The sequence below is a fragment of the Streptomyces sp. SS8 genome (assembly GCF_054072955.1).
This window is the reverse complement of sequence record NZ_JBSVCZ010000008.1, coordinates 174,349-200,849: the sequence shown is the minus strand read 5'-3', so window position 1 is coordinate 200,849 and position 26,501 is coordinate 174,349. Positions and strand designations below refer to the sequence as shown.

Sequence of the window (26,501 nt, the reverse complement as noted above, 5' to 3'; positions counted from 1 at the left end):
CCTTGCACAATCGGGCACTTGACCGGGTCATCCCTCGGCCCGGCCGCGTGCCCGGTGCTGGCGGCGGGTGGGCGGGGGTACGGACGCGGGTGCGGACGGCGCGGTGGTGGCGGCCCGGGTGACGTCCGCGACCAGTTCGACGACATCGGGTCCGTAGGCCTGGGAGTTGACCACCTTCAGCAGCAGGCAGAAGTCGCCGTCCGTGCCGTACCTGCGGGCCAGTCGGGCGTGGTGGCGGGCGAGATGGCGGGCGGCCGCCTGGTTGGTGACGGCCCGCTGACCGCACAGGACGAACACCGGGTGGGAGCCCTCGCCCGCGGTGAGCCGGGCGAGCAGGACGTACTCCACCGATCCCCGCTCCATCCGGTAGCGCTCGCCGCCGATGGTGAACGCGGCCTGGTCCGGGCCCGGTTCGGGGGTGGTGTCGATCCGCACCCCCGGCAGCAGGGAGTGGAGATGGGCCGCCGTCCGCCGGTTCGCCGACGGGCCTCCCACACAGAACTCGGTCCGCTCGCCGAAGCCCTGGCGGACGTTCTCGTGCGACAGCACCTGCGCGTTGGCGCCGCAGTCCTTGACCAGGGCGGACAGCTCCAGCAGGGCGAACACGTCGTCACGGGAGACGGCGCCCTCCCCCGTGGCGGCCTTGCGGCCGACCACCAGCAGGCACTCGGAGTGCTCCGGCATCCCGAAGAAGCGCTGTTTGCGGCGGAGCGCGCGGCGCCACAGACAGGTGCGGCCGAACCAGCCGAGCGAGGTGGTGACGCCGGCCGCGAGCACGCCCAGCACGATGTCGCGCAGGTTCTCGTCCATGGGGCGGAAGCGTATCGCCGGATGCCGCTTCTGTTGGAAACATGACAAGGGTGGAGTGGCCCGCGGGCACGGACCCGCGGCCGTACGGCCTAACGGCGCTGCTTACCGATCCCTGCCCGGGGCACGCTGTACCGGGAGGTACGCACATGAACGCAGCCGTATGCCGCCCGCCCGGTCCGGGAGCCGCCGGCCGTGGGCCGACGCCGCCCGCGCGGGGCCGCGCGGAGGCCCGGCGCCCGGAGGCCGGACAGGAGGCCTGTCCGGCATGACCCGCTACGGTTTCCACGCCTCCCACGAGCAGTTCCCGCCCGCGCGGCTGCTCTCCCTGCTGGAAGCGGCCGAGGAGGCCGGCTTCTCCTGCGGCATGTGCTCCGACCACTTCGCGCCCTGGAGCTCGCGGCAGGGGCACTCCGGACACGCCTGGGCCTGGCTGGGGTCGGCGCTGGCCGCCACCTCGCTCCCGCTGGGCGTGGTCACCGCCCCCGGCCAGCGCTACCACCCGGCCGTCCTCGCCCAGGCGGCGGCGACGCTGGCGCAGATGCACCCCGGCAGACTGTGGGTGGCGCTCGGCACCGGGCAGGCGCTCAACGAACACATCACCGGCACCCCCTGGCCCGGCAAGGAGGAGCGCGTCCGCCGCCTGGAGGAGTGCGTGGAGGTCATGCGCGCCCTGTTCGCGGGCGAGACCGTCTCGCACGACGGCCTGGTCCGCGTCGACCGCGCCCGCCTGTGGTCGCTGCCGAAGAGGCCGCCCGCCCTGCTGGCGGCGGCGGTGAGCCCCGCCACCGCGGCGCGGGCGGCGCGCTGGGCGGACGGCCTGATCACCGTCAACCAGCCGGACGACGCACAGCGGGAGACACTGGCCGCCTACCGGGATGCGGGCGGGGAAGGCCCCGCCGTACTCCAGGCGCACCTGTCCTGGGCCCCGGACCGGGAGAGCGCGCTGGAGGCGGCGCACGACCAGTGGCGGGAGGCGGTGCTCGGCAGCGACGTCGGCTGGGAGATCCCGCTGCCCGAGCACTTCGAGCAGGCGGCCCGGTTCATCGAGCCCCACCAGGTCGAACCGCACGTGCGGGTCTCCGAGGACCTGGGACGGCACACCGCTTGGCTGGCGGCCCAGGCCGAGGCGGGCTTCGACGAGGTGATGCTGCACCAGGTGGGACGCGACCAGGCCGGCTTCGTCGAGGCGTTCGGCGCGCGCGTCCTCCCGGAGCTGACCCCGTGACCGGGCGGGGCGCGGCGGAGTCAGAGGCGTACCCGCCGATCGGTGAGTACGCCTTCCTCTCCGACTGCCGCACCGCCGCCCTGATCGGGCCGGACGCCGCCGTGGAGTGGCTGTGCGCGCCGCGAGTGGACTCCGCCGCCGTCTTCGCCCGGCTGCTGGACCGCGCCACGGGCGGGGCCTGGGAACTGCGGGTGGCGGACGAGGGCCCGTCCGAACGGCGCTACGCCGGCACGGCGCCGATCCTGGAGACCCGCTGGGAGTCCTCCGAGGGCACCGCGGTGGGCCATGACTTCCTGGCGGTCCGCCCGCCCGGCGGGCAGGAGCACCGCGGCCTGGTGCCCACCGGCTTCCTCGTCCGGCTCCTGCGGTGCGAGCGCGGCCGGGTACGGGTACGGCACCGGCTGCGGGCCAGGCCCGACTACGCGCGCCGTACCGCCCGGTGGGCCGAGGCCCCCGGCGCCGGCGGCCTCGCCGAGGAGGAGGCCGGCCTGTGGCTCACCGCCGCGGGCCCCGGCGGAGGTGCGGGCCCGCGCCCGCGGACCACCGCCGACGGCGACGCGGAGGTGACCGCCGAACTCGCCGCCGGGCAGACCCTGGCGGTCGCCCTCGCCTACGACGGGCGACGGCGTGGCCCACTGGACCCCGGGCAGGCCCACCTGCTGCTCCAGGAGACGCGCGACGCCTGGTACGCCTGGTCCTCGCCGGTTCCGTACCACGGTCACGGCGTGGACCACGTGCGGCGCAGTGCCGTGGTGCTGCGCGCCCTGATGTCCAGCGACACCGCCGCCCTCATCGCCGCGCCCACCACCTCCCTCCCCGAGTGGCCGGGCGGCGAACGCAACTGGGACTACCGCTACATGTGGCACCGGGACGCCGCTCTGGTGGTCCTGGTCCTGATGCGGCTGGGACACCGGGCGGAGGCCGGGGCCTACCTGCGCGGCCTGCTGCGGCACTGCACCGCCTCGCGCGGCGTGCTCACACCCATGCTGGACATCGACGGCCGCACCGACACCACCGAGCGGACGCTGGAACACCTGGAGGGCTACCGGGGCTCCCGCCCCGTACGCGTGGGCAACGCCGCCCACGAACAGACCCAGCTGGACGTCTACGGCCAGGTCCTGGACGCGGTCCTGGTCTTCCAGCAGGTCACCGCAGGCTCCGGGGACGGCGACGGGGGCGGCACCGGCGACAGGACCGGCGCCGGGCTCGACGAGGACGAGCGCGCCACCGTCTACAAGGTGGTGGAGACCGCGTGCGGGCTGTGGCGGGAACCGGACCACGGCATCTGGGAGATCCGCGACGAGCCCCGGCACTGGACCAGCTCCAAGCTCTACCTGTGGGTCTGCCTGGACCGCGGCGTCCGCCTGGCCGAACTGACCGGTGACCCGGGGCAGCCGCTGGAGAAGTGGCGCACGCAGCGGGACGAGCTGCGCGAGAGCATCCTGACCCACGGCTACGACGAAACCGTGGGCGCCTTCGTACAGTCCTACGGCTCCCGCAACCTCGACGCCTCCCTGCTGCGGATCCCGCTGCTCGGCTTCCTTCCCGGGCGCGACCCCCGGGTGCTGTCCACACTCGACGCGATCGCGCAGGGGCTGGGGGAGGGCCCGCTGATCCACCGCTACGACCCGCGGGCCACCGCGGACGGGATCGGCGGCCCCGAGGGCGGATTCCTGCTGTGCTCCTTCGACATGGTCTCGGCGCTCGTCCTGGCCGGGCGGCTGGACGAGGCCGGGGAGCGCTTCGAGGCGCTGTGCGCACACGCGGGGCACTTCGGGCTGTTCGCCGAGGAGCAGGCCGCCGACGGCACCATGCTCGGCAACTACCCGCAGGCGTTCACCCACCTCGCGCTGATCGAGGCGGCGATGAACCTGGAGGACGCGGGCCGGGAGGAGTCGCTGCACGCCTGGGCCACACGCGGCGCGAGCCGGCCGGACTGACGCACCGGCCCGGCCGCCCGGCCCCGCACCGCCGCACCCTCGCCCCACTCCCGTGCGGCGGGGTGCCTCAGCCCGCCGCCAGCTCCTCCAGCAGGGCCGGCAGCGCCCGCCCGATCGGCTCGCGCACCACCCGGTCGGCCAGCGGGTCGTACGGCGTGGGCTCGGCGTTGACGATCACCAGCCGCGCACCGTGCTCGGCGGCGATCCCGGCCAGCGAGGCGGCGGGCTGCACCTGCAGGCTGGTGCCGACCGCGACGAACACCTCGCACGCCCTGGCGATCGCCAGCGCCTCGCCCAGCACCTGCGGGTCCAGCGCCTCGCCGAACATCACGGTGGCCGACTTCAGAACGCCGCCGCACCGCAGGCACTCGGGGTCCGCGACCCCGGCCCGCACCCGCTCCAGCGCCCGCTCCATGTCCGAACGCGCGCCGCACCCGGTGCACACCACGGCCCGCGCGGTCCCGTGCAGCTCCAGCACCTTGCGCTCGGGCACCCCGGCCATCTGGTGCAGACCGTCCACGTTCTGGGTGATCACCCGCACCGGCACCCCCGAGCGCTCCAGGCGCGCCACGGCCTCGTGCGCGGCGTTCGGCCTCGCCCGCAGCGCCGGACCGTCCAGCCGCATCCGCCAGGAGCGGCGGCGGATCTCCGGATCGTTCATGTAGTACTCGTAGGTGACGAGCTTCTCGGCCTCGGGGTCCTTGCGCCACACTCCGTTCGGGCCGCGGTAGTCGGGGATCCCGGAGTCGGTGGAGATCCCCGCGCCGCTCAGGAGGGCCACCAGCGGCCTCCGGCCCGCCCCGGCCTCCCCGCCGGGGGCCCGCGCGCCCTGCCCGTCCTGTGTGCTCATGCTCCCGAGCCTACGCAGCCGGGAGCCCGGACCTCGACCGCGTTTCCGGGGTCCCGCCGTCCGGTGGTGGCACACTGCGCCCGGACACGCCCGCACCCGCCGGCCGTGCCACCCCCTGCCGACCGACCACCCCCGGGAGCCGAGCCGATGACCTTCACCACCCGCCCGACCCTGCAGGGCACCTTCGGGATGGTTTCCAGCACCCACTGGCTGGCCTCCGCCTCCGCCATGGCCGTCCTTGAGGACGGCGGCAACGCCTTCGACGCGGCCGTCGCGGCGGGCTTCGTCCTCCAGGTCGTCGAGCCCCACCTCAACGGCCCCGCCGGGGAGGTGCCGGTCATCCTGGCGCCCGCCGGCGGTCCGGTGCGGGTGCTGTGCGGGCAGGGGCCCGCGCCGCGCGGCGCGACGGTGGAGCACTACACCTCGCTCGGCCTGGAGCTGGTGCCCGGCACCGGCCCGCTGGCCGCCGCCGTCCCCGGCGCGTTCGACGCCTGGATGACGCTGCTGCGCGACCACGGCACCCGCGAGCCCGCCGACGTGCTGAAGTACGCCGTCGGCTACGCCGAGCACGGCCACCCGGCCGTACCGGGGATCGGGGCGACGGTGGAGCGGGTGCGCGATCTGTTCGAGACGGAGTGGACGACCTCCGCCGAGCTGTACCTGCCCGGCGGGCGCTCCCCGGCGCCCGGCGCCCTGCTGCGCAACCCCGCCCTCGCCGCCACCTGGCGGCGGCTGCTGGCCGAGGCGCGGGCGGCCGGGACGGGACGCGAGAGGCGCATCGAGGCCGCCCGGCGGGTGTGGCGCGAGGGCTTTGTGGCCGAGGCGCTCGCCGACTTCGCCGCCCGTCCCGCCATGGACACCTCCGGCGAGCGCCACGCCGGCACCCTCACCGGCGAAGACATGGCCTCCTGGTCGGCCTCCTACGAGGAGCCCGTCACCCACGACTGGAACGGCTGGACGGTCTGCAAGGCGGGCCCCTGGTCGCAGGGCCCGGTGATGCTCCAGCAGCTCGCCCTCCTGGCGGACCTGCCCGGAAACGGACCGGAGTACGGCACGGGGGAGTACCTCCACACCGTGATCGAGGCGAGCAAACTGGCCTTCGCCGACCGCGAGGCCTGGTACGGCGACGCGCGGGGGGCCGCCGCCGTACCGCTGGACGACCTGCTCTCCGGCCCCTACACCGCGCGGCGCCGAACCCTCATAGGCGAGAGCGCCTCCCACGAGCTGCGCCCCGGCAGCCCCGGCGGGCGCGTCCCCCGGCTCGGCGCCCACGCCGCACGGGCCGCCGCACGGGCCGGGGACCGGGCCGCGGGCACCGGCGAACCCACCGTGGCCCGCGACGGCGCGACCTCCGGCGACACCTGCCACCTGGACGTCGTGGACCGCTGGGGCAACATGGTCAGCGCCACCCCCAGCGGCGGCTGGCTCCAGTCCAATCCCGCCGTCCCCGCCCTCGGCTTCCCGCTCGGCACCCGGCTCCAGATGGCCTGGCTGGAACCCGGACTGCCGAACACCCTCACCCCCGGCCGCCGCCCGCGCACCACCCTCACCCCCTCGCTCGCACTGCGCGGCGGGGAGCCGGTCCTCGCCTTCGGCACGCCCGGCGGGGACCAGCAGGACCAGTGGCAGACCCACTTCCTCCTCGCCGTCGCCCTGCGGGGGCCGGTGCGCGGCGGATACGACCTCCAGGGTGCGATCGACGCCCCGAACTGGCACCACGAGGGCTTCCCCGGCTCGTTCTGGCCGCGCGCCATGCGGCCGGGCGCCGTCACGGTCGAGTCCCGTATCGGCGAGGAGGCCGTACGCGAGCTGCGGCGGCGCGGGCACCTGGTGACCGTGGGCGGCCCCTGGACGCAGGGGCGGCTGTGCGCGGTCGCCCGCGACCCGGAGACGGGCGTGCTGTCGGCGGCGGCCAACCCGCGCGGAATGCAGGGCTACGCGGTCGGCCGCTGAACGCGCGGGCCGGGCCGGGCGGCCGGGGGAACGGAAGGCGGGCCGCGGGGGCCGTTCACCCTCCGGCCATCCGCCGTCCGGCGGGAACCCCCGGCGGCGTGCTTCCATGGACGGATGATCGACGACGAACTGCTGACGGGTGTCGAGGAGGCCGTGCGCAAGGCCGCCGCGGCCGAGGTCATGCCGCGCTGGCGGCAGCTGGCCGAGCACGAGGTGACCGAGAAGAGCGGCCCGCACGATCTGGTGACCATCGCCGACCGGCGCGCCGAGGAGCACCTGACCGGGGCCCTGACCGCGCTGCTGCCCGGCTCGGTGGTCGTCGGCGAGGAGGCGGTGCACGACAACCCGGCGGTCTACCGGGCGCTGGGCGGCGAGGCGCCGGTGTGGATCGTGGACCCGGTGGACGGCACGCGCCAGTTCGTCCACGGTGACCCCGGCTTCTGCACCCTGGTGGCCCTCGCCCGCGGGGACGAACTGCTGGCCTCCTGGACGTACGCGCCGGCCCGCGAGGAGCTGGCCGTCGCCGTGCGCGGCGAGGGCGCGCGCCTCAACGGCGAGGAGATCCGTTCCGGCAACCCCGCGCCGGACGCGCCCCTGGAGGTCGCCCACTCGCACCCGGACTTCACCACCGACGCGCAGAAGCGCTCCCTGGAGGGCCTGCACACCGACGGGATCAGGCCCCGGCCGTGCGGCTCGGCGGGCCTGGAGTACCTGAACGTGGCGCGCGGCGCGCTCGACGCGGTGGCCTTCACCTGGGAGAACGCCTGGGACCACGCCGCCGGGCTGCTGCTGGTGGCCGAGGCGGGCGGCGGCCACGCCACGCGCACCGGGCAGCCGTTCCGCCTGGCGGGCGGCAACGCGCTGCCCTTCACCGCCGCACGGGACGCGCTGACGGTGCGTCGTATCCTCTCCCTGCTGGCCTGAGCCGGTCAGACCTCAGCGCCGAGGGGAGAATCCGACGTGGCGTCGATGCGGGACGTGGTCGTGGTGGGAGCCGGTCCGAACGGGCTGACCGCCGCGGTGGAGCTGGCCCGGCGGGGTTTCTCCGTCGAGTTGTTCGAGGCGATGGAGTCGGTCGGGGGAGGGGCGCGCACCGAGGAGCTGACGCTGCCTGGCTTCCGGCACGACCCCTGCTCGGCCGTGCACCCGCTGGGCGTCGGCTCGCCCGCCTTCTCCGCGATGCCGCTCACCGAGCGGTACGGGCTTGAATGGCTCCACCCCGAACTGCCCCTGGCCCATCCCTTCCCCGACGGCACGACCGGGGTGCTGGCCCGCTCGCCGGCCGAGACGGCCGCCTCCTTCGGGCCGCGCGACGCGGGGACGTACCGCCGGCTGGTGGCGCCGTTCCTGGGCCGCTGGATGACCCTGGTCGGGGACTTCTTCAAGGTGCCGTGGGACGGGCTGCCCCGCGACCCGGTCACCCTGGCCCGCTTCGGGCTGCTGGGGCTGCAGCCGGTGGACTGGCTGGTGCGCCGCTTCCGCGACGACAGGGCACGGGCGCTGATGTTCGGACTGGCCGCCCACGCCATCGGGCCGACCACCTCGCCCGCCACCGGCGGCATCGCCCTGGTCTTCGCGCTGGCCGCGCACGAGGTCGGCTGGCCGATGCCGCGCGGCGGCTCGCAGTCCCTGTCCGACGCGCTCGCCGCCTACCTGCGCGACCTGGGCGGGCAGGTCCACACCGGGGTGGAGGTGCGGCGGCTGGACGAGCTGCCGCCCGCCCGCGCCTACGTCTTCGACACCTCGCCCACCGCACTGGCCCGGATCGCCGGACTGGGCGACGCCTACCGGCACTTCCGCTACGGCGCCGGCGTCTTCAAGATCGACTACGCGCTGGACGGCCCGGTCCCGTGGACCTCCGAGGCCGCCCGCCGGGCCGGGACCGTCCACATCGGCCCCTCCAGCGGTGAGATCGCCGCCGCCCTGCGCGCCGCCTCCTCCGAGGGAGTCCAGCCCGACCCGCCGTTCCTGATCACCGCCCAGCCCACCGTGGTCGACCCGGGCCGGGCACCGGAGGGCAAACACGTCTTCTGGGCGTACGGCCATGTGCCGCGCGGCTGGAGCGGGGACGCCACCGAGGCGATCGAGCGGCAGATCGAGCGCTTCGCGCCCGGCTTCCGCGACCGGGTGCTGGCCCGCGCCACCGCGGGCCCGCCGGAACTGGCGACCCGCAACGCCAACTACGTCGGCGGCGACATCGCCTGCGGCGCCTTCACCGGGCTGCAGACGCTGCTGCGGCCGGGGCTCGCCCGCGTCCCGTACGCCACCGCCCATCCGGCCGTCTACCTGTGCTCCTCGGCCACCTGGCCGGGCCCGGGCGTGCACGGCATGTCCGGGCACAACGCGGCCAAGGCGGTCTGGCGCCGCCTGCGGGCGCGCGCCTAGCGCCGCGCCGGCCGGGGTTCGCCCGGCACCAGGGGGCCCGCAGGGCCGAGGAGGCGCGATCGCCGGGCGGCCGGAAGCCGCATGTGGTCGTCCTGTCCGGGCTTCCGGCCGACGCGGCATGGGGGCACACCGGCCGGAGGCCGGGGGAGGCGGCGAGCGGGGGTGAACCCCGGCCGGCGCGGCACCGGCGCGCGCGGCCGGTCCCCGTCCGGCGCCCCGGGCTCCCGGCTCCGGCGGGTTCTCGCGACGGGCTCCCCGCCCGGCCGGGCGGGGGCTAGAGTGCCGCCATGGCGAAGACGGAGATCTCACTCGACACCGAACTGGTCGTCGAGGTCATGGTGTTGAGCGGGATCGGCAATCCCCGTGACGCGATCGAGGCGGTCGTGCGCGACTACGTCGCGCGCGGCCACCGCACGGAGACGCGCACGGGCGAGGAGGCGGAGGCCCGGCTGCGGGAGATCGACACAACGCCCAGGATCCAGGAGGGCTGAGCCCGCCACGGGAGGGATCCCGTGTCCGGAGCCGGCCGGTCCGGGCGCGGAGCCCATCCCCCGCACCGGTGCCGTGACCGGGCAGGCCGCGCGCGTGAGGGAGCCGCGCCCCCGGCCGGTACCGGCCGGGGGCGCGTACGCCAGGCCTCTCCCGGTGGGGCGGCCCCCGCCGGGAGAGGCACCGGAGGAGTCAGGAGCCCTGGGAGTCCTCCCCGTCCCGTGCGGGCGCCTTGCCACCCCCGGCCGCCCGCCGCAGCCGCGGATGGCGACGGGCGCTCTGCTGCTCGCTGACGGCCTCGCCGACCATCGCCCGGATGGCCTCGCGCGCCCCGTGCAGCGGATGGTGGCGGGGCGGCCCGGCGCCCGGGTCCTCGCGCAGCTCCTTCACCAGCGACCAGCACAGGGCCAGCATCACCACGACGAAGGGCAGCGCCACCAGGATCGTCCCCGTCTTCAGCCCGTCCAGACCGCCTGCGACCAGCAGCACGGCGGCCACCGCCGCCATCAGCACACCCCAGGTGACGACCAGCCACTCGCGCGGGTGCAGCGCGCCGCCGGAGGTCAGCGAACCCATCACCAGGGAGGCGGAGTCGGCGCTGGTGACGAAGTAGGTCATCACCAGGATCATCGCGATCACCGAGGTGACCGTGCCCAGCGGCAGGGCCTCCAGCAGGCCGAACAGCGAGGCCTCCACGCCGTCCTCCAGCCGCCCGGCCATGTCGGCCTCACCGGTGTCGTCAAGCCGCATGGCGCTGCCGCCCATCACGCAGAACCAGACGACCGTGGCGCCGCTGGGCACCAGCAGGACGCCGGTCAGGAACTCGCGGATGGTGCGGCCGCGGGAGATGCGGGCGATGAAGGTGCCCACGAACGGCGCCCACGACAGCCACCAGGCCCAGTAGAAGATCGTCCAGGTGCCCAGCCAGTCCTTGTTGCCGAACGCGCCGGTCCGGGAGGAGAGCACGACCAGGTCCTGGAGGTAGGCGCCGACTCCGGCCGGAATCGCGTCGAGGATGAACACGGTCGGGCCCAGCAGGAAGACGAAGAGCATCAGCCCGGCCGCGAGCACCACGTTCATGCTGCTGAGCCACTTGATGCCCCGGTGCAGTCCGGAGAACGCCGAGACGACGAACGCGGCCGACAGCACCAGGATGATGAGCAGCTGCATCTCCCGGCTGTCGTCCCAGCCGACCGTCAGGTTCAGCCCCTTGGCCACCTGCAGGGCGCCCAGACCCAGACTGGTGGCGGTGCCGAAGACCGTGGCGAAGACGGCCAGCAGGTCGATGACCCGGCCGGGCCAGCCGTTCGCGCGGCGCTCGCCCAGCAGCGGGACGAAGACCGAACTGATCCGGTTGCCGCGGCCCTTGCGGAAGGTGACGTAGGCCAGGGCGAGGCCGGCCACGCCGTAGATCGCCCAGGGGTGCAGCGTCCAGTGGAAGAAGGAGTACTCCAGCGCGACGCGCTCGGCGGTGCCGGTGCCGCCCTGGATGTCGCCGAAGGGCGGCGGATCGACGTAGTACGTCAGCGGCTCGCCCACGCCGTAGAACATCAGGCCGATGCCCATGCCGGCGCTGAACATCATCGCGATCCACGCCAGGTTGGAGAACTCCGGCTCGTCGGAGTCCTTGCCGAGCCTGATCCGGCCGAAGCGGCTGACCGCGATCACCAGGCACAGCACCAGGAAGAGGTCGGCTGCCAGGGTGAACAGCCAGCCGAAGTTGCCCAGTACCCAGTTCAGCGCGGTGGTGGAGACGGAGGAGAAACCGTCCGTGCCGATGGCCGTCCAGGCCACCACGGCCAGCACGGCCACCACCCCGATGGCGATCACCTTGGTGTCCGGGGGCGGGTCCTTCCGGGCCGCCTCCGGGACGGGTTCCTGGGGCGGATTGCTCACATCGGTGCTCATATCACCCAACTATGAAATGGTTCTTCCGGTTCGTCGGACGGGCGCGCCGAGCTGCCGCGGGCCGTCCGATGGCGCATCGTGGTCCCGCATGCCCGCCACCGGTAGGGTCTAGACGGCGCGACAGCCTGTTCGAGACACAAGAGAGACCGCGTGGAAACGACACACACCGAAACAGGCCGCGTGCTGATCGCCGCGGACAAGTTCAAGGGGTCGCTCACCGCCGCCCAGGTGGCCGGGCACACCGCGGCCGGGATCCACCGGGCCCGCCCCGGCGCCGAGGTCGAGGCGTTGCCCGTCGCGGACGGCGGCGACGGCACCGTCGACGCGGCGGTCGCCGCCGGATTCGCGCTGCGCCAGACGGCGGTCACCGGGCCGCTGGGCAAGGCGGTCACCGCCTCCTACGCGCTGCGCGGCGACACCGCCGTGGTGGAGATGGCCCAGGCGTCCGGCCTCCAGAAGATGCCCGAGGGCGTCCTCGCCCCGCTGTCGGCCACCACCTACGGCACCGGCGAGGTGCTGCTGGCGGCGCTGGAGGCGGGGGCGCGCACGATCGTCCTGGGCGTGGGCGGCTCCGCCACCACCGACGGCGGCGCGGGCATGCTCACCGCGCTCGGCGCCCGCTTCCTCGACGACGGCGGCAGGCCGCTGCAGCCCGGCGGCGGACCGCTGCGCCACCTGGCGACGGCCGACCTGTCGGGCCTGGACCCGAGGCTGAGGGATGTCGAGATCGTCCTGGCGAGCGACGTCGACAACCCGCTCACCGGTCCGCACGGAGCCGCGGCCGTCTACGGCCCCCAGAAGGGGGCGCGGGAGGCGGACGTGGAGCTCCTGGACGCCGCGCTCGCCCACTACGCCCGCGTACTGGAGGGCGTTCTCGGCCCGCGCGCCGCGCACCTGGCACAGCGGCCCGGCGCGGGCGCGGCCGGCGGTGTCGGCTACGCCGCCCTGGCCGCGCTCGACGCCTCCTTCCGGCCCGGTATCGAGGTGCTGCTGGAGGTGCTGGGCTTCGCCGGGGCCCTGGAGCGCGCCGATCTGGTGATCACCGGCGAGGGTTCGCTGGACGCCCAGACCCTGCGCGGCAAGGCCCCCGCCGGGGTGGCCGCCGCCGCCCGCCGGGCGGGCCTGCCGGTGGTCGCGGTGTGCGGGCGCCTGGCCATCGGCGAGGAGGAGATGCGGGCCGCCGGGATCGAGGCGGCGTACGCCCTGACCGACCTCGAACCGGATCCGGCCGTCTGCATGGCGCAGGCCGGTCCGCTACTGGAGCGGGTGGCCGAGACACTGGCGGCCGACCGCCTGTGACCTGCCCGTAGGGCGCACGACGCCGCTTTCGCGACGCACCGAAGGCCCGGACCGCGCGGTCCGGGCCTTCGGCCTGCCCGGCGCGGCCGTCCCCGGACCCTTCCGCAACGCCCCGCCCTCCGCCCGGGAGCGGAGGGCGGGCATCCGCTGTGCCCGTGCACAGCCGGGCCCGGGCACCTCTGGTCACCGGCAGCGATTCGCCCACCGGCCGTGGACGGCCCTTCCGGCCGGTGCTGGGGTGAGCGCCGTGATCCCGGTGGAGCCCACCGGGGGACAGGACGGAAGAAGAGGAGGGCCGATGACGGCCGCTTCGCTGGAGGTCCGGGGGGTGTCCGTGGGCTACGGCCCGGTACGGGCGCTGAACTCGGTCTCCGTTGACGTACCCGAGGGCGCGGTGGTCGCCGTCCTCGGCGGCAACGGCGCCGGCAAGACCACCCTGCTGCGCGCCGTCTCGCGCACCTTGCGCTTCCACGGCGGGACGATCGCCTCCGGCACGGTGTCCTTCGCCGGACGGCGGCTGGACGGCCTGACCCCCGCTCAGGTGGTGGCCGCCGGAGTGGTGCAGGTGCCCGAGGGACGGCAGGTGTTCGCCCGGATGACCGTGGCCGACAACCTCCGCGCCGGCGCGCTGGGCGCGGCCGGGGGCCGCCGGGCGGCCGCCGGGGCGCAGGCGCGGGTCCACGAGCTGTTCCCGGTGCTGGCCGAGCGGGCGCACCAGCGGGCCGGGCTGCTCTCCGGCGGCGAGCAGCAGATGCTCGCCATGGGCCGCGCCCTGATGGCCCGCCCCAAGCTGCTGCTCCTGGACGAACCCTCCCTCGGCCTGGCCCCCCTGATGGCCGACCGGATCGCCGAGACCGTGCGGGAGATCAACGCCCAGGGCACCTCGGTGCTGCTGGTCGAGCAGAACGCGGCGATCGCGCTGCGCCTGGCCTCCTCGGCGGTCGTCCTGGAGGTGGGGGAGGTGGTCCTGGCCGGGGACGCGGACGAGCTGGCCGCCTCCGACGAGGTGCGCCGCCGTTACCTGGGCATCACCGACGACGCCGGGCACGTGGGCGCCCCGGAGGGCGCCGGTGCCGGGAGCGTGCCCGGAGGAGCCCCGCGCCCGGCCGCGCCCCTGCGCAGGTGGTCGGCGTGAGCACCTCCGGCACCCGGGAACCGGCACCCGCCGGGGAGGACGTCCCCGCGCTGCGGGTGGAAGGCCTCACCGTCCGCTTCGCAGGGCTCACCGCGCTGGACGCCGTCTCCTTCACCGTCGAACCGGGCAGCGTCCACGCCGTCATCGGCCCCAACGGCGCGGGCAAGTCCACCACCTTCAACGTCCTGTCCGGCGTCTACCGCGCGACCGCGGGCAGCGTCCGCTTCGGCGACGAGGAACTGACCGGGCTGGCGCCGCACGCGATCGCCTCCCTCGGCGTGGCCCGCACCTTCCAGAACATCGCGCTCTCCCCGTACACCACGGTCGCCGACACGCTGATGCTCGGCCGCCACCGGCTGACCCGCACCGGCTACCTGGCCGCCGGGCTCCGTCTGCCGCAGGCCGCGCGCGAGGCGGCCCGGCACCGCGAACGGGTGCGGGAGATAGCCGGGTTCACCGGTCTGGAGCCCTATCTGGACCAGCCCGCCGGCTCACTGCCGTACGGGCTGCAGAAACTCGTCGAGCTCGGCCGCGCGCTGTGCATGGAACCCCGGCTGCTGCTCCTGGACGAGCCCGTGGCCGGCATGACCGCCGACGAACGCCGCCGCACCGCCTCCCTGATCGCGGGCGTGCGCGAGGGGCTCGGCATCTCGATCGTCCTGGTGGAGCACGACATGGGAATGGTGATGCGGCTCGCCGACGCGGTGACCGTACTCGACTTCGGCCGCAGGATCGCCGACGGCACACCCGACGAGGTCCAGCGAGACCCCGCCGTCGTCCGCGCCTATCTGGGACAGGAGGCGGCGAGCGCATGACGACCTTCGTCGAACTGCTGCTGAGCGGGCTGTCCATCGGATCGGTCTACGCGCTGATCGCACTCGGCTTCGTGATCATCTTCAAGGCGACCGAGGTGGTGAACTTCGCCCACGCCTCGCTGCTGCTGGCCGGCGGCTATCTGACCGCCGTGCTCCGGGAGGACCTCGGCTTCCTCGCGGCCCTGCTGGTGGGCGTCGCGGGCGCGGCGGTGGTGGGCGCGCTGGTGGAGTTCCTGGTGATCCGCCGCTACCGCGGACACGACCACAGCGTGCTGGCCATCGTCACCATCGGCGTCGACATCGTGCTGGTCACCGAGCTGACCCGGCAGATCGGCGCCCGTGTCCTGCCCATGAACGACCCGTGGGGCGACCGGGTGCTCACCTTCGGATCGGTCAGCATCCCGCAGACCCGGGTGGCCGCCTTCGTCACAGCCGCCCTCATCATCGGCGCCTTCCTGCTGGCCTTCCGCTTCACCTCCTGGGGCGTGGCGATGCGGGCGGTGGCCGAACACCCCGAGACGGCGGCGCTGATGGGCATCCGGCTGGGCCGGGTCTCCTCCTCGGCCTGGGCGGTGGCGGGCGGACTGGCCACGGTCGCCGCCCTGTTCCTGACCGTCTTCCCCACCCCCGGCCTGGAGCGCGGCACCTCCCTGGTGGCGCTCAAGGCCTTCCCCGCCGCGATCCTGGGCGGACTGGACTCCACGACCGGGGCCCTGGTCGGCGGACTGGTCATCGGCGTCACCCAGTCCATGGCCGCCGGCTACCAGAGCGACCTGACCTTCCTGGGCCGGGGCATCGGCGACCTCGCCCCCTATCTGGTGATGCTCCTGGTCCTGCTGGTGCGCCCGGCGGGCCTGTTCGGAACGAGGGAGCTGTCCCGTGTCTGAACCCACCACCGCAGCGACCACCAAGTCCGCCGGGGCGACCGGGGAATCCGGGGCGTCCGGGGCCACCACCGGGCGCGGCCGCCGGGCGCGCGCCCGCCTCCGGCCGCCGCGCCGCACCGCCCCTTACACGGTGGCCGCGACGGCCGCGGCGGGCCTGCTGCTGCTCGCCCTGCCCTTCTACCTCGACCGCTTCTGGCTCCAGGCCGGGCTGCTGGCCATGGCCGCCGCCATCGGCGCGATCGGGCTGAACCTGCTGACCGGCGCCACCGGCCAGCTCTCCCTGGGCCACTCCTTCTTCCTGGCCGTCGGCGCGTACGGCTACTGCGTGCTGGCCGGCGACCGGGACGGGGAGCTGACCGGCCTGGGCCTGCCCGGCTGGCTGGCGGTGACCGGCGCGGTGGCCATGGCCGGTGCGGCCGGCGGGCTGTTCAGCCCGATCGCCGGACGGCTGCGGGGCGCCTACCTGGGCATCGCCACCCTGGCACTGGTCTTCATCGGCCAGCACGTGCTGCTCAACGCACACGACCTGACCGGCGGCTACAACGGCCGCCCGGTCCCGCCGCTGTCGCTGCTGGGCATCACCTTCGACGACACCGAGACCATGGTCGCCGCCGTGCCGTTCCAGTCGATGGAGAAGCTCTGGTACGCCGGGCTGGTTCTGCTGGCGGTGTGCGCCTTCTTCGCGCACGGCGTGCTGCGCGACCGCCCCGGCCGGGCGCTGAACGCCATCCGCGACCACCGGATCGCGGCCGGGGTGATGGGCGTGCCGGTGGCCCGCCAGCGGGCGGGGGTGTTCGTCCTGTCCTCGATGTACGCGGGCCTGGCCGGGGTGCTGCTGGCACTGGTCTTCCAGCAGACCGTGCCCGAGTACTTCGGCATCGTCCTGGCCCTGGAGTACCTGGCCATGATCGTCATCGGCGGTCTCGGCTCGGTCTCCGGAGCCGTCACGGGGGCCGTGTTCGTCACCCTGCTGCCCCAGCTCCTCACCCGCTACAGCGAGGCACTGCCCCTGGTCTCCGCCCCCGGTACGGGCGGGGTCGCACCGGGCGAGATGTCCCGCTACCTGTACGGCGCCGCGATCGTGGCGATCGTGCTGTTCCTGCCGGGCGGCCTGGTGCGGCTCGCCGCCCGCCGCGGTCACACCCAGAAAGACGAGGCATGAAGACTGTGAAGACGCAGAAGAAGCACACGGCGCGCACCGCCGCGGTGGTCGCCGCGACCGCCCTCGCCCTCATCGCCACCGGATGCAGCTCCAAGGCGGGCGGCGGCGACTCCGGCGGCACCGGCGCCGACGGCGTGCGGACCGACAAGGGCGTGACGGACGACACCATCCGCATCGGCGCCCTCACCGACATGACCGGTGTCTACGCCTCCCTGGGCAAGAGCGTCACCCAGGCCCAGCAGCTCTACATCGACAAGATCAACGCCGACGGCGGGATCTGCGGGCGGAAACTGGAGCTGACCGTCCGCGACCACGGCTACGACGCGGGCAAGGCGATTCCCGCCTACACCGAGCTGCAGCCCAAGGTGGTGGGCTTCGTGCAGTTCCTCGGCTCGCCGTTCGTCAGCGCGGTCAAGGAGCGCATCGACGGCCAGCACAAGGTGCTGGTGCTGCCGCAGGCCTGGTCCGCCGACCTGCTGGGCAGCGAGTACATCCGGGTCATCGGCGCCACCTACGACGTGGAGACGGTCAACGCGATCGAGTTCCTGCTGGAGGAGGGGAGGATCGCCGAGGGCGACAAGATCGGCCACGTCTACTTCGAGGGCGACTACGGCGAGAACGCCCTCAAGGGCGCGCAGTACGCGGCCGGGAAGGCCGGGCTGACCCTGGTGGAGCAGAAGATCAAGCCGACCGACGAGGACATGTCCGCCCAGGTGGCGGCGTTCAGGAAGGCCGGTGTGAAGGCCGTCGTGATCAGCGCCGGGCCGCGCCAGGCGGCCTCCCTGGTCGGCGTTTCGGCGGCCGGCGGCCTGAACGTGCCCATCATCGGCAACAACTCGGCGTTCGCGCCGCAGCTGCTGAAGACCCAGGCCGGCCCGGTCCTGCAGAAGGACTACTACGTGGCCGCCTCGACCCTGCCCATCGGGTCGGAGGAGCCGGAGCCGGCCAGGCTGGCCCGGGAGTACGCCAAGGCCTACCCCGACGACATCCTCGACAACGGTGTGGCCGCGGGCTGGAGCGCCGCCTCCGTCCTCGGCGCGGCGCTGAAGCAGGCGTGCGACGACAAGGACCTCACCCGGGAGGGCGTGGTCAAGGCGCTGACCTCCATGGAGGACCACGACGGGGGCTTCGGCATCCGGCACGACTTCACCGACCCGGAGCTGCCCTCGACACGGGAGACCTTCATCCTCAAGCCGGACGGGAAGACCAAGGGCGGGCTGAAGGTGCTCCGCGAGGCGGAGGCGTCCAAGAACGCGCAGGCGTTCTCCTTCGAGGAGTGACTGTGCGCTGACCAGGCGTCCGTACCCGCCGTGACGGGGGGCGGACGGGCCGGACGGTGCGGACAATGCGGACGGGGCCCGGGCTCGTACGAGCCCGGGCCCCGTGGCGTTCCGCGACGCGGGGCCGCCCGCACCGTGTCCCGCTCGCCCGCCGGTACCGTGCCCGCGCCCCGCCCGGAGTGCTCCCGCGGCCCCGTACCCCTTCCGGCCGCCGGGGTCCGGCACGGCCCGCCGGTGTCCCCCGGCAAATCCGCTGGTGTATTCCGGCGAGAGCCGGGAAGGCGCGGAACAGGAGGAGAAGGCGGGAAAACACCGGGCGCCGGACGGATTCCATGGAATCCGTCCGGCGCCCGAGGTATGGGCTATGGACCGGTCGGCGGCTAGGGCTGGGCCGCGGCCCGTGCCTCACGGCGGTTGTCGCGGAAGGTGTTGACCCGGCGCGCGGTGGCGAACAGCGGGATCACCGCGCCCAGCACCAGCTGCAGCGCGCAGCCGGTCTGCAGCAGCAGTTCACCGCCCGGGGCGTCGAAGGCCCAGGCCGTCAGCAGGCCCATGCTCAGCACGATCCAGCCGAGCATCGCCACGGCCAGCAGCCCGCGCGGCTTGGGGTACTCCACCCGGCTCACCATCAGCCAGGCCACTCCGACGATGGCCAGCAGCGTCGGGACGAACGGCAGCTCCAGCAGCACGATCGAGACGACCGTCAGCGCCCCGAAGGGGCTGGGCATGCCCTGGAACACCCCGTTGGGCAGGGTGAGACAGGAGAACCTGGCGAGCCGCAGCACCACCGCCAGCACCACCACGATCCCGGCGAGCGCCGAGACCCCCTGGTGCGCGTCGTTGGCCACCATCCCCCAGACCAGCACGAAGTACGCGGGCGCCAGCCCGAAGCTGATCAGGTCGGAGAGGTTGTCCAGCTCCGCGCCCATCGCCGAGCTGCGCAGCTTGCGCGCCACGAGCCCGTCGAAGAGGTCGAAGACCGAGGCCAGCAGCATCAGCATCACGGCGGTCGCCGCGCTGTGCCGGGCCATGCCGCCGTCGCCGTTGCCCGTCAGATGGGGGATCAGGACGCCGGTGGTGGTGAAGTACACCGCCAGGAAGCCGCAGGTGGCGTTGCCCAGGGTGAGCGCGTCGGCTATCGACAGCCGCATGGACAGCGGCATGTCGCCCATCTCGTCGCCGTCGTCCTCCGGACCTGCCTCGGGGACCCACTGGGTCTTGGGGTCAATCACGGTCAAGGCGAGTCACCCCCGCGGTCGTGGGCTGGCCGACCTCGACGGCGACCTCGACGCCCTCCGGGAGGTAGAGGTCGACACGGGAGCCGAAGCGGATCAGGCCGATCCGCTCACCCTGCTCGACCTTGGCGCCCTGCTCGATGTACGGAACGATCCGCCGGGCCACGGCGCCGGCGATCTGGACCATCTCGATGTCGCCCAGCTCGGTGTCGAAGTGCCAGACGACCCGCTCGTTGTTCTCGCTCTCCTTGTTGAACGCCGGAACGAAGCCGCCGGGCACGTGCTCGACGGACGTCACCGTGCCCGCCAGCGGGGCGCGGTTGACGTGGACGTTCAGCGGGCTCATGAAGATCGCGACGCGGGTGCGCCCGTCCTTCCACGGCATGATGCTCTGCACCACGCCGTCGGCCGGGGAGATGACGCGGCCCTGGGCGATCTCTCGCTCGGGGTCGCGGAAGAACCACAGCATGCCCGCCGCCAGGGCGGTGGCGGGCACTGCCGCCACGGCCGCGCCTCTCGAGCGCCTGGAGCGGGCCAGGCTGAGGGCGGCGGTGGCGACGGTCGGGAGGAGCCACGGCGACGCTCCGCGCGCGAGACGGACGCGGCCGCGTTGTGCAGAGGATGAGCTGTGGGGCATGGATGACCTTCGTAGCGGAGGGTGCCGCGTAAACACGGGGGACGGCGGCTTTCCCGGGATGCTATCGGTTACCGGTGGCAACTGGGCAAGCCAGAGCACCTGTCGGGACCGCGGGCTCCCCGGAAGGCCTCGGTTCGGGGTGTCGTCCCCTTGAAGGGAAAACACCCCGAATAAGGCATTCTACCCCTGGATCTTGTACTCCTCCAGGAGTCGGCGTCCCACGATCATCTTCTGGATCTCGGCGGTGCCCTCGCCGATCAGGAGCATCGGGGCCTCACGGTACAGCCGTTCGATCTCGTACTCCTTGGAGAAACCGTAGCCGCCGTGGATGCGGAACGCGTCCTCCACGACCTCCTTGCAGTACTCCGAGGCGAGGTATTTGGCCATCCCCGCCTCCAGGTCGTTGCGCTGCCCGGAGTCCTTCTTCCGTGCGGCGCCGACCATCAGGGCGTGCGCGGCCTCCACCTTGGTGGCCATTTCGGCCAACTTGAACTGAATTGCCTGGTGCTGGGCGATCGGCTTCCCGAAGGTGTGCCGCTGCTGGGCGTAGGAGACGCCCAGCTCGAAGGCGCGCTGGGCCACGCCGCAGCCGCGCGCGGCCACGTTGACCCGGCCGACCTCGACGCCGTCCATCATCTGGTAGAAGCCGCGGCCGGTCGCACCTCCCAGGACCCGGTTGGCCGGGACGCGCAGGCCGTCCAGGATCAGCTCGGTGGTGTCGACGCCCTTGTAGCCCATCTTGTCGATCTTGCCGGGAATCGTCAGACCCGGCTTGACCTCGCCGAAGCCCGGCTCCTTCTCGACCAGGAAGGTGGTCATCGACCTGTGCGGGGCGGTGCCGTCGGGGTGGCCCTCGTCGGTGCGGCACAGCACCGCCACCAGCGAGGAGGTGCCGCCGTTGGTCAGCCACATCTTCTGGCCGGTCAGGACGTACTCGTCGCCGTCGCGCACACCCTTGGTGGTGATGGCCGACACGTCCGATCCCAGGCCCGGCTCGGACATCGAGAAGGCGCCGCGGACCTCGCCGGCCGCCATCCTCGGCAGGAAGTACTCCTTCTGCTCGTCGGTGCCGTGCTGCTTGAGCATGTACGCGACGATGAAGTGGGTGTTGATGATGCCGGACACGCTCATCCAGCCGCGGGCGATCTCCTCCACGCACAGGGCGTAGGTGAGCAGCGACTCCCCGAGGCCGCCGTACTCCTCCGGGATCATCAGACCGAAGATCCCCAGTTCCTTGAGGCCCTCCACGATCTGCGTCGGGTACTCGTCCCGGTGCTCCAGGTCGGTGGCGACCGGGATGATCTCCTTGTCGACGAAGCCGCGGACGGTGGAGACGATCTCCCGCTGGATGTCGGTCAGGCCCTCGGTCTGCGCCAGGCGCCCCATGTCACTTGCCTCCCTTTCCGGAGTCCCGCCCGTCCGTGCGCAGCTCGGGGCGGCCGGGCTGCTCACCTCCGCGCGCCTCGATGTACTCGGCGGTGGGCACCATCACCTTGCGGCGGAAGACGCACACCAGGGTGCCGTCCTGCTTGTAGCCCCTGGTCTCGACGTGGACGATGCCGCGGTCGGACTTCGAGCGCGACGGCGTCTTGTCCAGGACGGTGGTCTCGCCGTAGATCGTGTCGCCGTGGAAGGTCGGCGCCACGTGCCGCAGCGACTCGATCTCCAGGTTGGCGATCGCCTTGCCGGAGACGTCCGGCACGGACATGCCCAGCAGCAGCGAGTAGATGTAGTTGCCGACCACCACGTTCCTGCCGAAGTCCGTCGTCCTCTCGGCGTAGTTGGTGTCCATGTGGAGCGGGTGGTGGTTCATGGTCAGCAGGCAGAACAGGTGGTCGTCGTACTCCGTGACCGTCTTGCCGGGCCAGTGCCGGTAGACGTCCCCGACCTCGAACTCCTCGTAGGTGCGGCCGAACTGCATGGTGTGAGTCTCCGTGGTGTGGTGGAAGAACGGGGTACCGGACCGGGCCGCCCCCCTCCCCGGCCCCTCTCCGGCGCCCCGGGGGGGCGGCGGGATAAGGAAGGGCGGGGAGCCGGGAGCGGCCCGCGGTGGTGGGGCTCAGGCGGCCGGCGGCTCGAACTTCGAGGTCCGCTCCATGCCGGCGGCCCGGCCCTTGCCCGCGATGACCAGCGCCATCTTGCGGCTGGCCTCGTCGATCATCTCGTCGCCGAGCATCGCCGAGCCCTTCCTGCCGCCCGCCTCGGAGGTGAAGTACTCGTAGGCGTCCAGGATCAGCTCCGCGTGGTCGTAGTCCTCCTGGGAGGGGGAGAAGACCTCGTTGGCCGCCTCGACCTGGCCGGGGTGCAGCACCCACTTGCCGTCGAAGCCGAGGGCCGCGGCGCGCTCGGCGACGGCCCGGAAGCCGTCCACGTTCTTGATCTGCAGGTAGGGGCCGTCGATGGCCTGCAGGTTGTGGGTGCGGGCGGCCATCAGGATCCGCATCAGGATGTAGTGGTAGGCGTCGGCCGGGTAGCCGGGCGGCTGCTCGCCCACGACCAGGGACTTCATGTTGATGGAGGCCATGAAGTCGGCCGGGCCGAAGATGATGGTCTCCAGCCGGGGCGAGGCGGCGGCGATCTCGTCGACGTTCACCAGGCCCTTGGCGTTCTCGATCTGCGCCTCGATGCCGATGCGGCCGACCTCGAAGCCCATCGTGGTCTCGATCTGCGTCAGCAGCATGTCCAGCGCCCTGACCTGGGCGGCGTCCTGCACCTTCGGCAGCATGATGCAGTCCAGGTTGGGGCCCGCGCCCTCGACGACCGTGATCACGTCGCGGTACGTCCAGTGGGTGGTCCAGTCGTTGACGCGCACCACCCGGGTCTTGCCCGTCCAGTCGCCCTCGTTGAGGAACTTCACGATGGTGTGCCGGGCCTCCGGCTTGGCCAGCGGGGCGCAGGCGTCCTCCAGGTCCAGGAAGACCTGGTCGGCGGCCAGGCCCTGGGCCTTCTCCAGGAAGCGGGGGTTGCTGCCCGGGACCGCGAGGCAGGAGCGGCGGGGGCGCAGCCGGTTGACCGGCGATGCGGGCGTGGTCATGCGGGGACCTCCAGGGGGTCGAGCTTGTTCGCGGTGCGGATCTCGTCGACGATACGGCCGATGATCTCCGTGATGCCGAAGTCCTTCGGGGTGAAGACCGCCGCCACCCCGGCGGCACGCAGTGCCTCGGCGTCCGCGTTCGGGATGATGCCGCCGACGATGACGGGGATGGGGGTACCACCCGGGCCGCCAGGCCCAGGGGGATCTTCGGCGCCGGCCCGGTGCAGCCGGTCCAGTACGTCGGGCACCAGCTCGGCGTGCGAGCCGGAGAGGATCGACAGCCCCACGCAGTGCACGTCCTCGGCGACGGCCGCCGAGACGATCTGCTCGGGGGTGAGCCGGATGCCCTGGTAGACCACCTCGAAGCCCGCGTCGCGGGCCCGTACGGCGATCTGCTCGGCCCCGTTGCTGTGCCCGTCCAGACCGGGCTTGCCCACCAGCAGGCGCAGCTTGCCCGAGCCCAGCTCGGCGGCGGTGGCCGCCACCTTCCGGCGGACCTCGGCCAGCCGCGAGCCCTCCTCGGCGGGGGTCGCCACGGGCGCGGAACTCACGCCGGTGGGGGCCCGGTACTCGCCGAAGACGTCGCGCAGGGCCCAGGCCCACTCGCCGGTGGTCACCCCGGCCCGGGCGCACTCCAGGGTGGCCGGCATCAGGTTGTCCTTGCCGGCCGCGGCCCGCTTCAGCTCGGCGAGCGCCCGGTGGGCGCGGTCCTCGTCCCGCTCGTCGCGCCACCGCTGGAGGGCGGTGACGACGCCGCGCTCCACCGCCGGGTCCACGGTCATGATGGCCGTGTCCAGGTCGGCGGTGAGCGGGCTGGGCTCGGTGGACTCGAAGCAGTTGACCCCGACGATCCTCTCCTCGCCGGACTCGATGCGGGCCCGGCGCTCGGCGTGCGAGGCGACCAGCTGCGACTTCAGGTAGCCGGACTCCACCGCCGCCATCGCGCCGCCCATCTCCTGGATGCGCTCGATCTCGGCGAGCGCGCCCTCGGCCAGCTCGGCGGTCCTGGCCTCGACCACGTGCGACCCGGCGAACAGGTCGTCGTACTCCAGCAGGTCGCTCTCGTGGGCGAGGACCTGCTGGATGCGCAGCGACCACTGCTGGTCCCAGGGCCTGGGCAGGCCGAGCGCCTCGTTCCAGGCCGGCAGCTGCACGGCGCGGGCGCGGGCGTCCTTGGAGAGGGTGACCGCCAGCATCTCCAGCACGATGCGCTGGACGTTGTTCTCCGGCTGCGCCTCGGTCAGCCCCAGGGAGTTGACCTGGACGCCGTAGCGGAAGCGGCGGTGCTTGGGGTTCTCGATCCCGTACCGCTCGCGGGTGATCTTGTCCCAGATGCGGGTGAAGGCCCGCATCTTGCACATCTCCTCGACGAAGCGGACGCCCGCGTTGACGAAGAAGGAGATGCGCCCGACGACGTCGCCCATCCGCTCGGCGGGGACCTGCCCGGAGTCGCGCACCGCGTCCAGCACCGCGATGGCGGTGGACATGGCGTAGGCGATCTCCTGCACCGGGGTGGCCCCGGCCTCCTGCAGGTGGTAGCTGCAGATGTTGATCGGGTTCCACCTGGGCATGTGCGCCACGGTGTAGGCGATCGTGTCGGTGGTCAGACGCAGGGAGGGCCCCGGCGGGAAGACGTGCGTCCCGCGCGAGAGGTACTCCTTGACGATGTCGTTCTGCGTCGTCCCCGACAGACCGGAGACGTCCGCGCCCTGCTCCTCGGCGACCACCTGGTACAGCGCCAGCAGCCACATGGCGGTGGCGTTGATGGTCATCGAGGTGTTCATCCGCTCCAGGGGGATGTCCTGGAACAGCCGGCGCATGTCACCGAGGTGGCAGACCGGGACCCCGACCCGGCCGACCTCGCCGCGGGCGAGGACGTGGTCGGGGTCGTAGCCGGTCTGGGTGGGCAGGTCGAAGGCGACCGACAGGCCGGTCTGCCCCTTGGCGAGGTTGCGCCGGTACAGCTCGTTGGACGCCTCGGCCGTGGAGTGACCGGCGTACGTCCGCATCAGCCACGGACGGTCTTTCTGGCGCTCAGCCATGGGGATGACCTCTACACGTTCCGGAAGCGGTTGATGGCGTCGATGTGCTTGGCCCGCATCTCGGTGTCGCGCACGCCCATGCCCTCGCGCGGGGCCAGGCACAGCACGCCGACCTTGCCCTGGTGGGCGTTGCGGTGCACGTCGTGGGCGGCCTGGCCGGTCTCCGCGAGGGAGTACGTCTTGGACAGCGTGGGGTGGATCTTGCCCTTGGCGATCAGGCGGTTGGCCTCCCACGCCTCGCGGTAGTTGGCGAAGTGGGAGCCGATGATGCGCTTGAGCGACATCCACAGGTAGCGGTTGTCGTAGCTGTGCATGTAGCCGGAGGTGGAGGCGCAGGTGGTGATGGTGCCGCCCTTGCGGGTGACGTAGACGGAGGCGCCGAAGGTCTCGCGGCCCGGGTGCTCGAAGACGATGTCCACGTCCTCGCCGCCGGTCAGCTCGCGGATGCGCTTGCCGAAGCGCTTCCACTCGCGCGGGTCCTGGGTGTTCTCGTCCTTCCAGAACCGGTAGCCCTCGGCGTTGCGGTCGATGATCGCCTCGGCGCCCATGGAGCGGCAGATGTCGGCCTTCTGCGGGGAGGAGACCACGCAGATGGGGTTGGCGCCGCCGGCCAGGGCCATCTGGGTGGCGTAGGAGCCCAGGCCGCCGGAGGCGCCCCAGATCAGCACGTTGTCGCCCTGCTTCATCCCGGCGCCGTTGCGGGAGACCAGCTGCCGGTAGGCGGTGGAGTTCACCAGGCCGGGAGCCGCGGCCTCCTCCCAGGACAGGTGGGTGGGCTTGGGCATGAGCTGGTTGGACTTCACCAGCGCGATCTCGGCCAGGCCGCCGAAGTTGGTCTCGAAGCCCCAGATGCGCTGCTCGGGGTCGAGCATGGTGTCGTTGTGGCCGTCGGCGTTCTCCAGCTCCACCGACAGGCAGTGGGCGACGACCTCGTCGCCGGGCTGCCAGGCGTTGACACCGGGGCCGGTGCGCAGCACCACGCCCGCCAGGTCGGAGCCGATGATGTGGTACGGCAGGTCGTGGCGCCTGGCCAGTTCCGAGGTGCGGCCGTAGCGCTCCAGGAAGCCGAAGGTGGAGACCGGCTCGAAGATCGAGGTCCACACCGAGTTGTAGTTCACCGAGGAGGCCATGACCGCCACCAGGGCCTCGCCGGGGCCCAGCTCCGGCAGGGGGACCTCGTCCAGGTGCAGGGACTTGCGCGGGTCCTTCTCCCGGGTGGGCATCCCGGCGAACATGTCGGCCTCGTCCTTGTGCACGGTGACCGCGCGGTAGGACTCGGGCAGCGCCAGGTTGGCGAAGTCGGCGGGCTTGCTGTCCGACGCGAGGATCGCGTCCAGGATTTCCTTCACTGTGGCCTCCGGCGAGCGTTCGGGGACGCTTGAGGGGTCGCTGGGGTCTTCTTCGGTCTTGTGTGA

General features: G+C 73.2%; 22 protein-coding genes. 12 read left to right on the top strand and 10 right to left on the bottom strand.

What is annotated here, in order from left to right:
* Window positions 1-27: 27 nt before the first annotated feature.
* Window positions 28-810 (bottom strand): hypothetical protein, encoded by a 783-nt coding sequence (locus ACW69E_RS10935; RefSeq protein ID WP_457497965.1) that lies wholly within the window; start codon window positions 808-810, stop codon window positions 28-30.
* Between the two features lie 265 nt (window positions 811-1,075).
* On the opposite strand from ACW69E_RS10935, the gene ACW69E_RS10930 reads away from it, so the two are divergent.
* On the top strand, window positions 1,076-2,035 hold the full coding sequence (locus ACW69E_RS10930; protein ID WP_457497964.1) for a TIGR03885 family FMN-dependent LLM class oxidoreductase: 960 nt from the start codon (window positions 1,076-1,078) through the stop codon (window positions 2,033-2,035).
* Entirely contained in the window at window positions 2,032-3,975 is a 1,944-nt protein-coding gene (locus ACW69E_RS10925; protein WP_457497963.1) for a glycoside hydrolase family 15 protein, read from the top strand. The genes ACW69E_RS10930 and ACW69E_RS10925 overlap by 4 nt, the downstream gene beginning before the upstream one ends.
* A gap of 67 nt (window positions 3,976-4,042) precedes the next feature.
* Here the strand turns inward: ACW69E_RS10925 and ACW69E_RS10920 are convergent, their stop codons facing one another.
* Window positions 4,043-4,825, bottom strand: coding sequence for an SIR2 family NAD-dependent protein deacylase (locus tag ACW69E_RS10920; protein WP_457497962.1), 783 nt, complete (start codon window positions 4,823-4,825; stop codon window positions 4,043-4,045).
* Window positions 4,826-4,972: 147 nt separating this feature from the next.
* Between ACW69E_RS10920 and ACW69E_RS10915 the strand changes: the two genes are divergently transcribed.
* The 4 genes from ACW69E_RS10915 to ACW69E_RS10900 all read left to right on the top strand — a co-directional run bounded on the left by ACW69E_RS10915 (window position 4,973) and on the right by ACW69E_RS10900 (window position 9,654).
* Window positions 4,973-6,778 (top strand): gamma-glutamyltransferase family protein, encoded by a 1,806-nt coding sequence (locus ACW69E_RS10915; RefSeq protein ID WP_457497961.1) that lies wholly within the window; start codon window positions 4,973-4,975, stop codon window positions 6,776-6,778.
* Between the two features lie 114 nt (window positions 6,779-6,892).
* Window positions 6,893-7,702, top strand: a complete 810-nt coding sequence (locus tag ACW69E_RS10910; protein ID WP_457497960.1) for an inositol monophosphatase family protein — start codon at window positions 6,893-6,895, stop codon at window positions 7,700-7,702.
* 45 nt (window positions 7,703-7,747) lie between these two features.
* Window positions 7,748-9,163 carry a phytoene desaturase family protein gene (locus ACW69E_RS10905; RefSeq protein ID WP_457497983.1) on the top strand — a complete coding sequence of 472 codons (1,416 nt, stop codon included), beginning with the start codon at window positions 7,748-7,750 and terminating at the stop codon, window positions 9,161-9,163.
* Window positions 9,164-9,450: 287 nt separating this feature from the next.
* Window positions 9,451-9,654 carry a type II toxin-antitoxin system VapB family antitoxin gene (locus ACW69E_RS10900; RefSeq protein ID WP_101257003.1) on the top strand — a complete coding sequence of 68 codons (204 nt, stop codon included), beginning with the start codon at window positions 9,451-9,453 and terminating at the stop codon, window positions 9,652-9,654.
* Window positions 9,655-9,844: 190 nt separating this feature from the next.
* Here ACW69E_RS10900 and ACW69E_RS10895 read toward each other — a convergent pair whose 3' ends face one another.
* Window positions 9,845-11,560, bottom strand: coding sequence for a BCCT family transporter (locus ACW69E_RS10895; protein ID WP_457497959.1), 1,716 nt, complete (start codon window positions 11,558-11,560; stop codon window positions 9,845-9,847).
* Window positions 11,561-11,710: 150 nt separating this feature from the next.
* On the opposite strand from ACW69E_RS10895, the gene ACW69E_RS10890 reads away from it, so the two are divergent.
* The 6 genes from ACW69E_RS10890 to ACW69E_RS10865 all read left to right on the top strand — a co-directional run bounded on the left by ACW69E_RS10890 (window position 11,711) and on the right by ACW69E_RS10865 (window position 18,138).
* Window positions 11,711-12,859 carry a glycerate kinase gene (locus ACW69E_RS10890; protein ID WP_457497958.1) on the top strand — a complete coding sequence of 383 codons (1,149 nt, stop codon included), beginning with the start codon at window positions 11,711-11,713 and terminating at the stop codon, window positions 12,857-12,859.
* A gap of 298 nt (window positions 12,860-13,157) precedes the next feature.
* Window positions 13,158-13,994: an ABC transporter ATP-binding protein gene (locus tag ACW69E_RS10885; protein ID WP_457497957.1), complete on the top strand. Its 837-nt coding sequence runs from the start codon at window positions 13,158-13,160 to the stop codon at window positions 13,992-13,994.
* Window positions 13,991-14,809 carry an ABC transporter ATP-binding protein gene (locus ACW69E_RS10880; protein WP_457497956.1) on the top strand — a complete coding sequence of 273 codons (819 nt, stop codon included), beginning with the start codon at window positions 13,991-13,993 and terminating at the stop codon, window positions 14,807-14,809. The genes ACW69E_RS10885 and ACW69E_RS10880 overlap by 4 nt, the downstream gene beginning before the upstream one ends.
* Window positions 14,806-15,696 carry a branched-chain amino acid ABC transporter permease gene (locus tag ACW69E_RS10875; RefSeq protein WP_457497955.1) on the top strand — a complete coding sequence of 297 codons (891 nt, stop codon included), beginning with the start codon at window positions 14,806-14,808 and terminating at the stop codon, window positions 15,694-15,696. The genes ACW69E_RS10880 and ACW69E_RS10875 overlap by 4 nt, the downstream gene beginning before the upstream one ends.
* Window positions 15,689-16,858, top strand: coding sequence for a branched-chain amino acid ABC transporter permease (locus tag ACW69E_RS10870; protein WP_457497954.1), 1,170 nt, complete (start codon window positions 15,689-15,691; stop codon window positions 16,856-16,858). The genes ACW69E_RS10875 and ACW69E_RS10870 overlap by 8 nt, the downstream gene beginning before the upstream one ends.
* Window positions 16,855-18,138 (top strand): ABC transporter substrate-binding protein, encoded by a 1,284-nt coding sequence (locus ACW69E_RS10865; protein ID WP_457497953.1) that lies wholly within the window; start codon window positions 16,855-16,857, stop codon window positions 18,136-18,138. Before ACW69E_RS10870 ends, ACW69E_RS10865 begins: the two co-directional genes overlap by 4 nt.
* 380 nt (window positions 18,139-18,518) lie before the next feature.
* Here the strand turns inward: ACW69E_RS10865 and pssA are convergent, their stop codons facing one another.
* The 7 genes from pssA to ccrA form a co-directional block, all read right to left on the bottom strand.
* Window positions 18,519-19,376, bottom strand: coding sequence for a CDP-diacylglycerol--serine O-phosphatidyltransferase (gene pssA, locus ACW69E_RS10860; RefSeq protein ID WP_237883514.1), 858 nt, complete (start codon window positions 19,374-19,376; stop codon window positions 18,519-18,521).
* Complete coding sequence (locus tag ACW69E_RS10855) at window positions 19,363-20,010, bottom strand: phosphatidylserine decarboxylase (RefSeq protein ID WP_457497952.1); 648 nt, start codon at window positions 20,008-20,010, stop codon at window positions 19,363-19,365. Before ACW69E_RS10855 ends, pssA begins: the two co-directional genes overlap by 14 nt.
* Before the next feature lie 180 nt (window positions 20,011-20,190).
* On the bottom strand, window positions 20,191-21,396 hold the full coding sequence (locus ACW69E_RS10850) for an acyl-CoA dehydrogenase family protein (protein WP_457497951.1): 1,206 nt from the start codon (window positions 21,394-21,396) through the stop codon (window positions 20,191-20,193).
* 1 nt (window position 21,397) lies between these two features.
* Window positions 21,398-21,931, bottom strand: coding sequence for a MaoC family dehydratase (locus ACW69E_RS10845; protein WP_457497950.1), 534 nt, complete (start codon window positions 21,929-21,931; stop codon window positions 21,398-21,400).
* Window positions 21,932-22,069: 138 nt separating this feature from the next.
* Window positions 22,070-23,044, bottom strand: a complete 975-nt coding sequence (locus tag ACW69E_RS10840; RefSeq protein WP_457497949.1) for an HpcH/HpaI aldolase/citrate lyase family protein — start codon at window positions 23,042-23,044, stop codon at window positions 22,070-22,072.
* A complete protein-coding gene (locus ACW69E_RS10835) occupies window positions 23,041-25,086 on the bottom strand; it encodes a protein meaA (protein ID WP_457497948.1) in 2,046 nt (681 codons plus the stop codon). The genes ACW69E_RS10840 and ACW69E_RS10835 overlap by 4 nt, the downstream gene beginning before the upstream one ends.
* Before the next feature lie 11 nt (window positions 25,087-25,097).
* Window positions 25,098-26,435 (bottom strand): crotonyl-CoA carboxylase/reductase, encoded by a 1,338-nt coding sequence (gene ccrA / locus ACW69E_RS10830; protein ID WP_457497947.1) that lies wholly within the window; start codon window positions 26,433-26,435, stop codon window positions 25,098-25,100.
* Window positions 26,436-26,501 lie beyond the last annotated feature (66 nt).

What these genes read in the sequence shown, in the direction of transcription:
- ACW69E_RS10885 (WP_457497957.1), top strand. Translation starts at nt 13,158, where the DNA reads ATGACGGCCGCTTCGCTGGAGGTCCGGGGGGTGTCCGTGGGCTACGGC.
- ACW69E_RS10835 (WP_457497948.1), bottom strand. Translation starts at nt 25,086, where the DNA reads ATGGCTGAGCGCCAGAAAGACCGTCCGTGGCTGATGCGGACGTACGCC.
- ACW69E_RS10910 (WP_457497960.1), top strand. Translation starts at nt 6,893, where the DNA reads ATGATCGACGACGAACTGCTGACGGGTGTCGAGGAGGCCGTGCGCAAG.
- ACW69E_RS10905 (WP_457497983.1), top strand. Translation starts at nt 7,748, where the DNA reads ATGCGGGACGTGGTCGTGGTGGGAGCCGGTCCGAACGGGCTGACCGCC.
- ACW69E_RS10935 (WP_457497965.1), bottom strand. Translation starts at nt 810, where the DNA reads ATGGACGAGAACCTGCGCGACATCGTGCTGGGCGTGCTCGCGGCCGGC.
- ACW69E_RS10900 (WP_101257003.1), top strand. Translation starts at nt 9,451, where the DNA reads ATGGCGAAGACGGAGATCTCACTCGACACCGAACTGGTCGTCGAGGTC.
- ACW69E_RS10895 (WP_457497959.1), bottom strand. Translation starts at nt 11,560, where the DNA reads ATGAGCACCGATGTGAGCAATCCGCCCCAGGAACCCGTCCCGGAGGCG.
- ACW69E_RS10845 (WP_457497950.1), bottom strand. Translation starts at nt 21,931, where the DNA reads ATGCAGTTCGGCCGCACCTACGAGGAGTTCGAGGTCGGGGACGTCTAC.
- ACW69E_RS10930 (WP_457497964.1), top strand. Translation starts at nt 1,076, where the DNA reads ATGACCCGCTACGGTTTCCACGCCTCCCACGAGCAGTTCCCGCCCGCG.
- ACW69E_RS10855 (WP_457497952.1), bottom strand. Translation starts at nt 20,010, where the DNA reads ATGCCCCACAGCTCATCCTCTGCACAACGCGGCCGCGTCCGTCTCGCG.
- ACW69E_RS10920 (WP_457497962.1), bottom strand. Translation starts at nt 4,825, where the DNA reads ATGAGCACACAGGACGGGCAGGGCGCGCGGGCCCCCGGCGGGGAGGCC.
- ACW69E_RS10915 (WP_457497961.1), top strand. Translation starts at nt 4,973, where the DNA reads ATGACCTTCACCACCCGCCCGACCCTGCAGGGCACCTTCGGGATGGTT.
- ACW69E_RS10875 (WP_457497955.1), top strand. Translation starts at nt 14,806, where the DNA reads ATGACGACCTTCGTCGAACTGCTGCTGAGCGGGCTGTCCATCGGATCG.
- ACW69E_RS10865 (WP_457497953.1), top strand. Translation starts at nt 16,855, where the DNA reads ATGAAGACTGTGAAGACGCAGAAGAAGCACACGGCGCGCACCGCCGCG.
- ACW69E_RS10840 (WP_457497949.1), bottom strand. Translation starts at nt 23,044, where the DNA reads ATGACCACGCCCGCATCGCCGGTCAACCGGCTGCGCCCCCGCCGCTCC.
- ACW69E_RS10850 (WP_457497951.1), bottom strand. Translation starts at nt 21,396, where the DNA reads ATGGGGCGCCTGGCGCAGACCGAGGGCCTGACCGACATCCAGCGGGAG.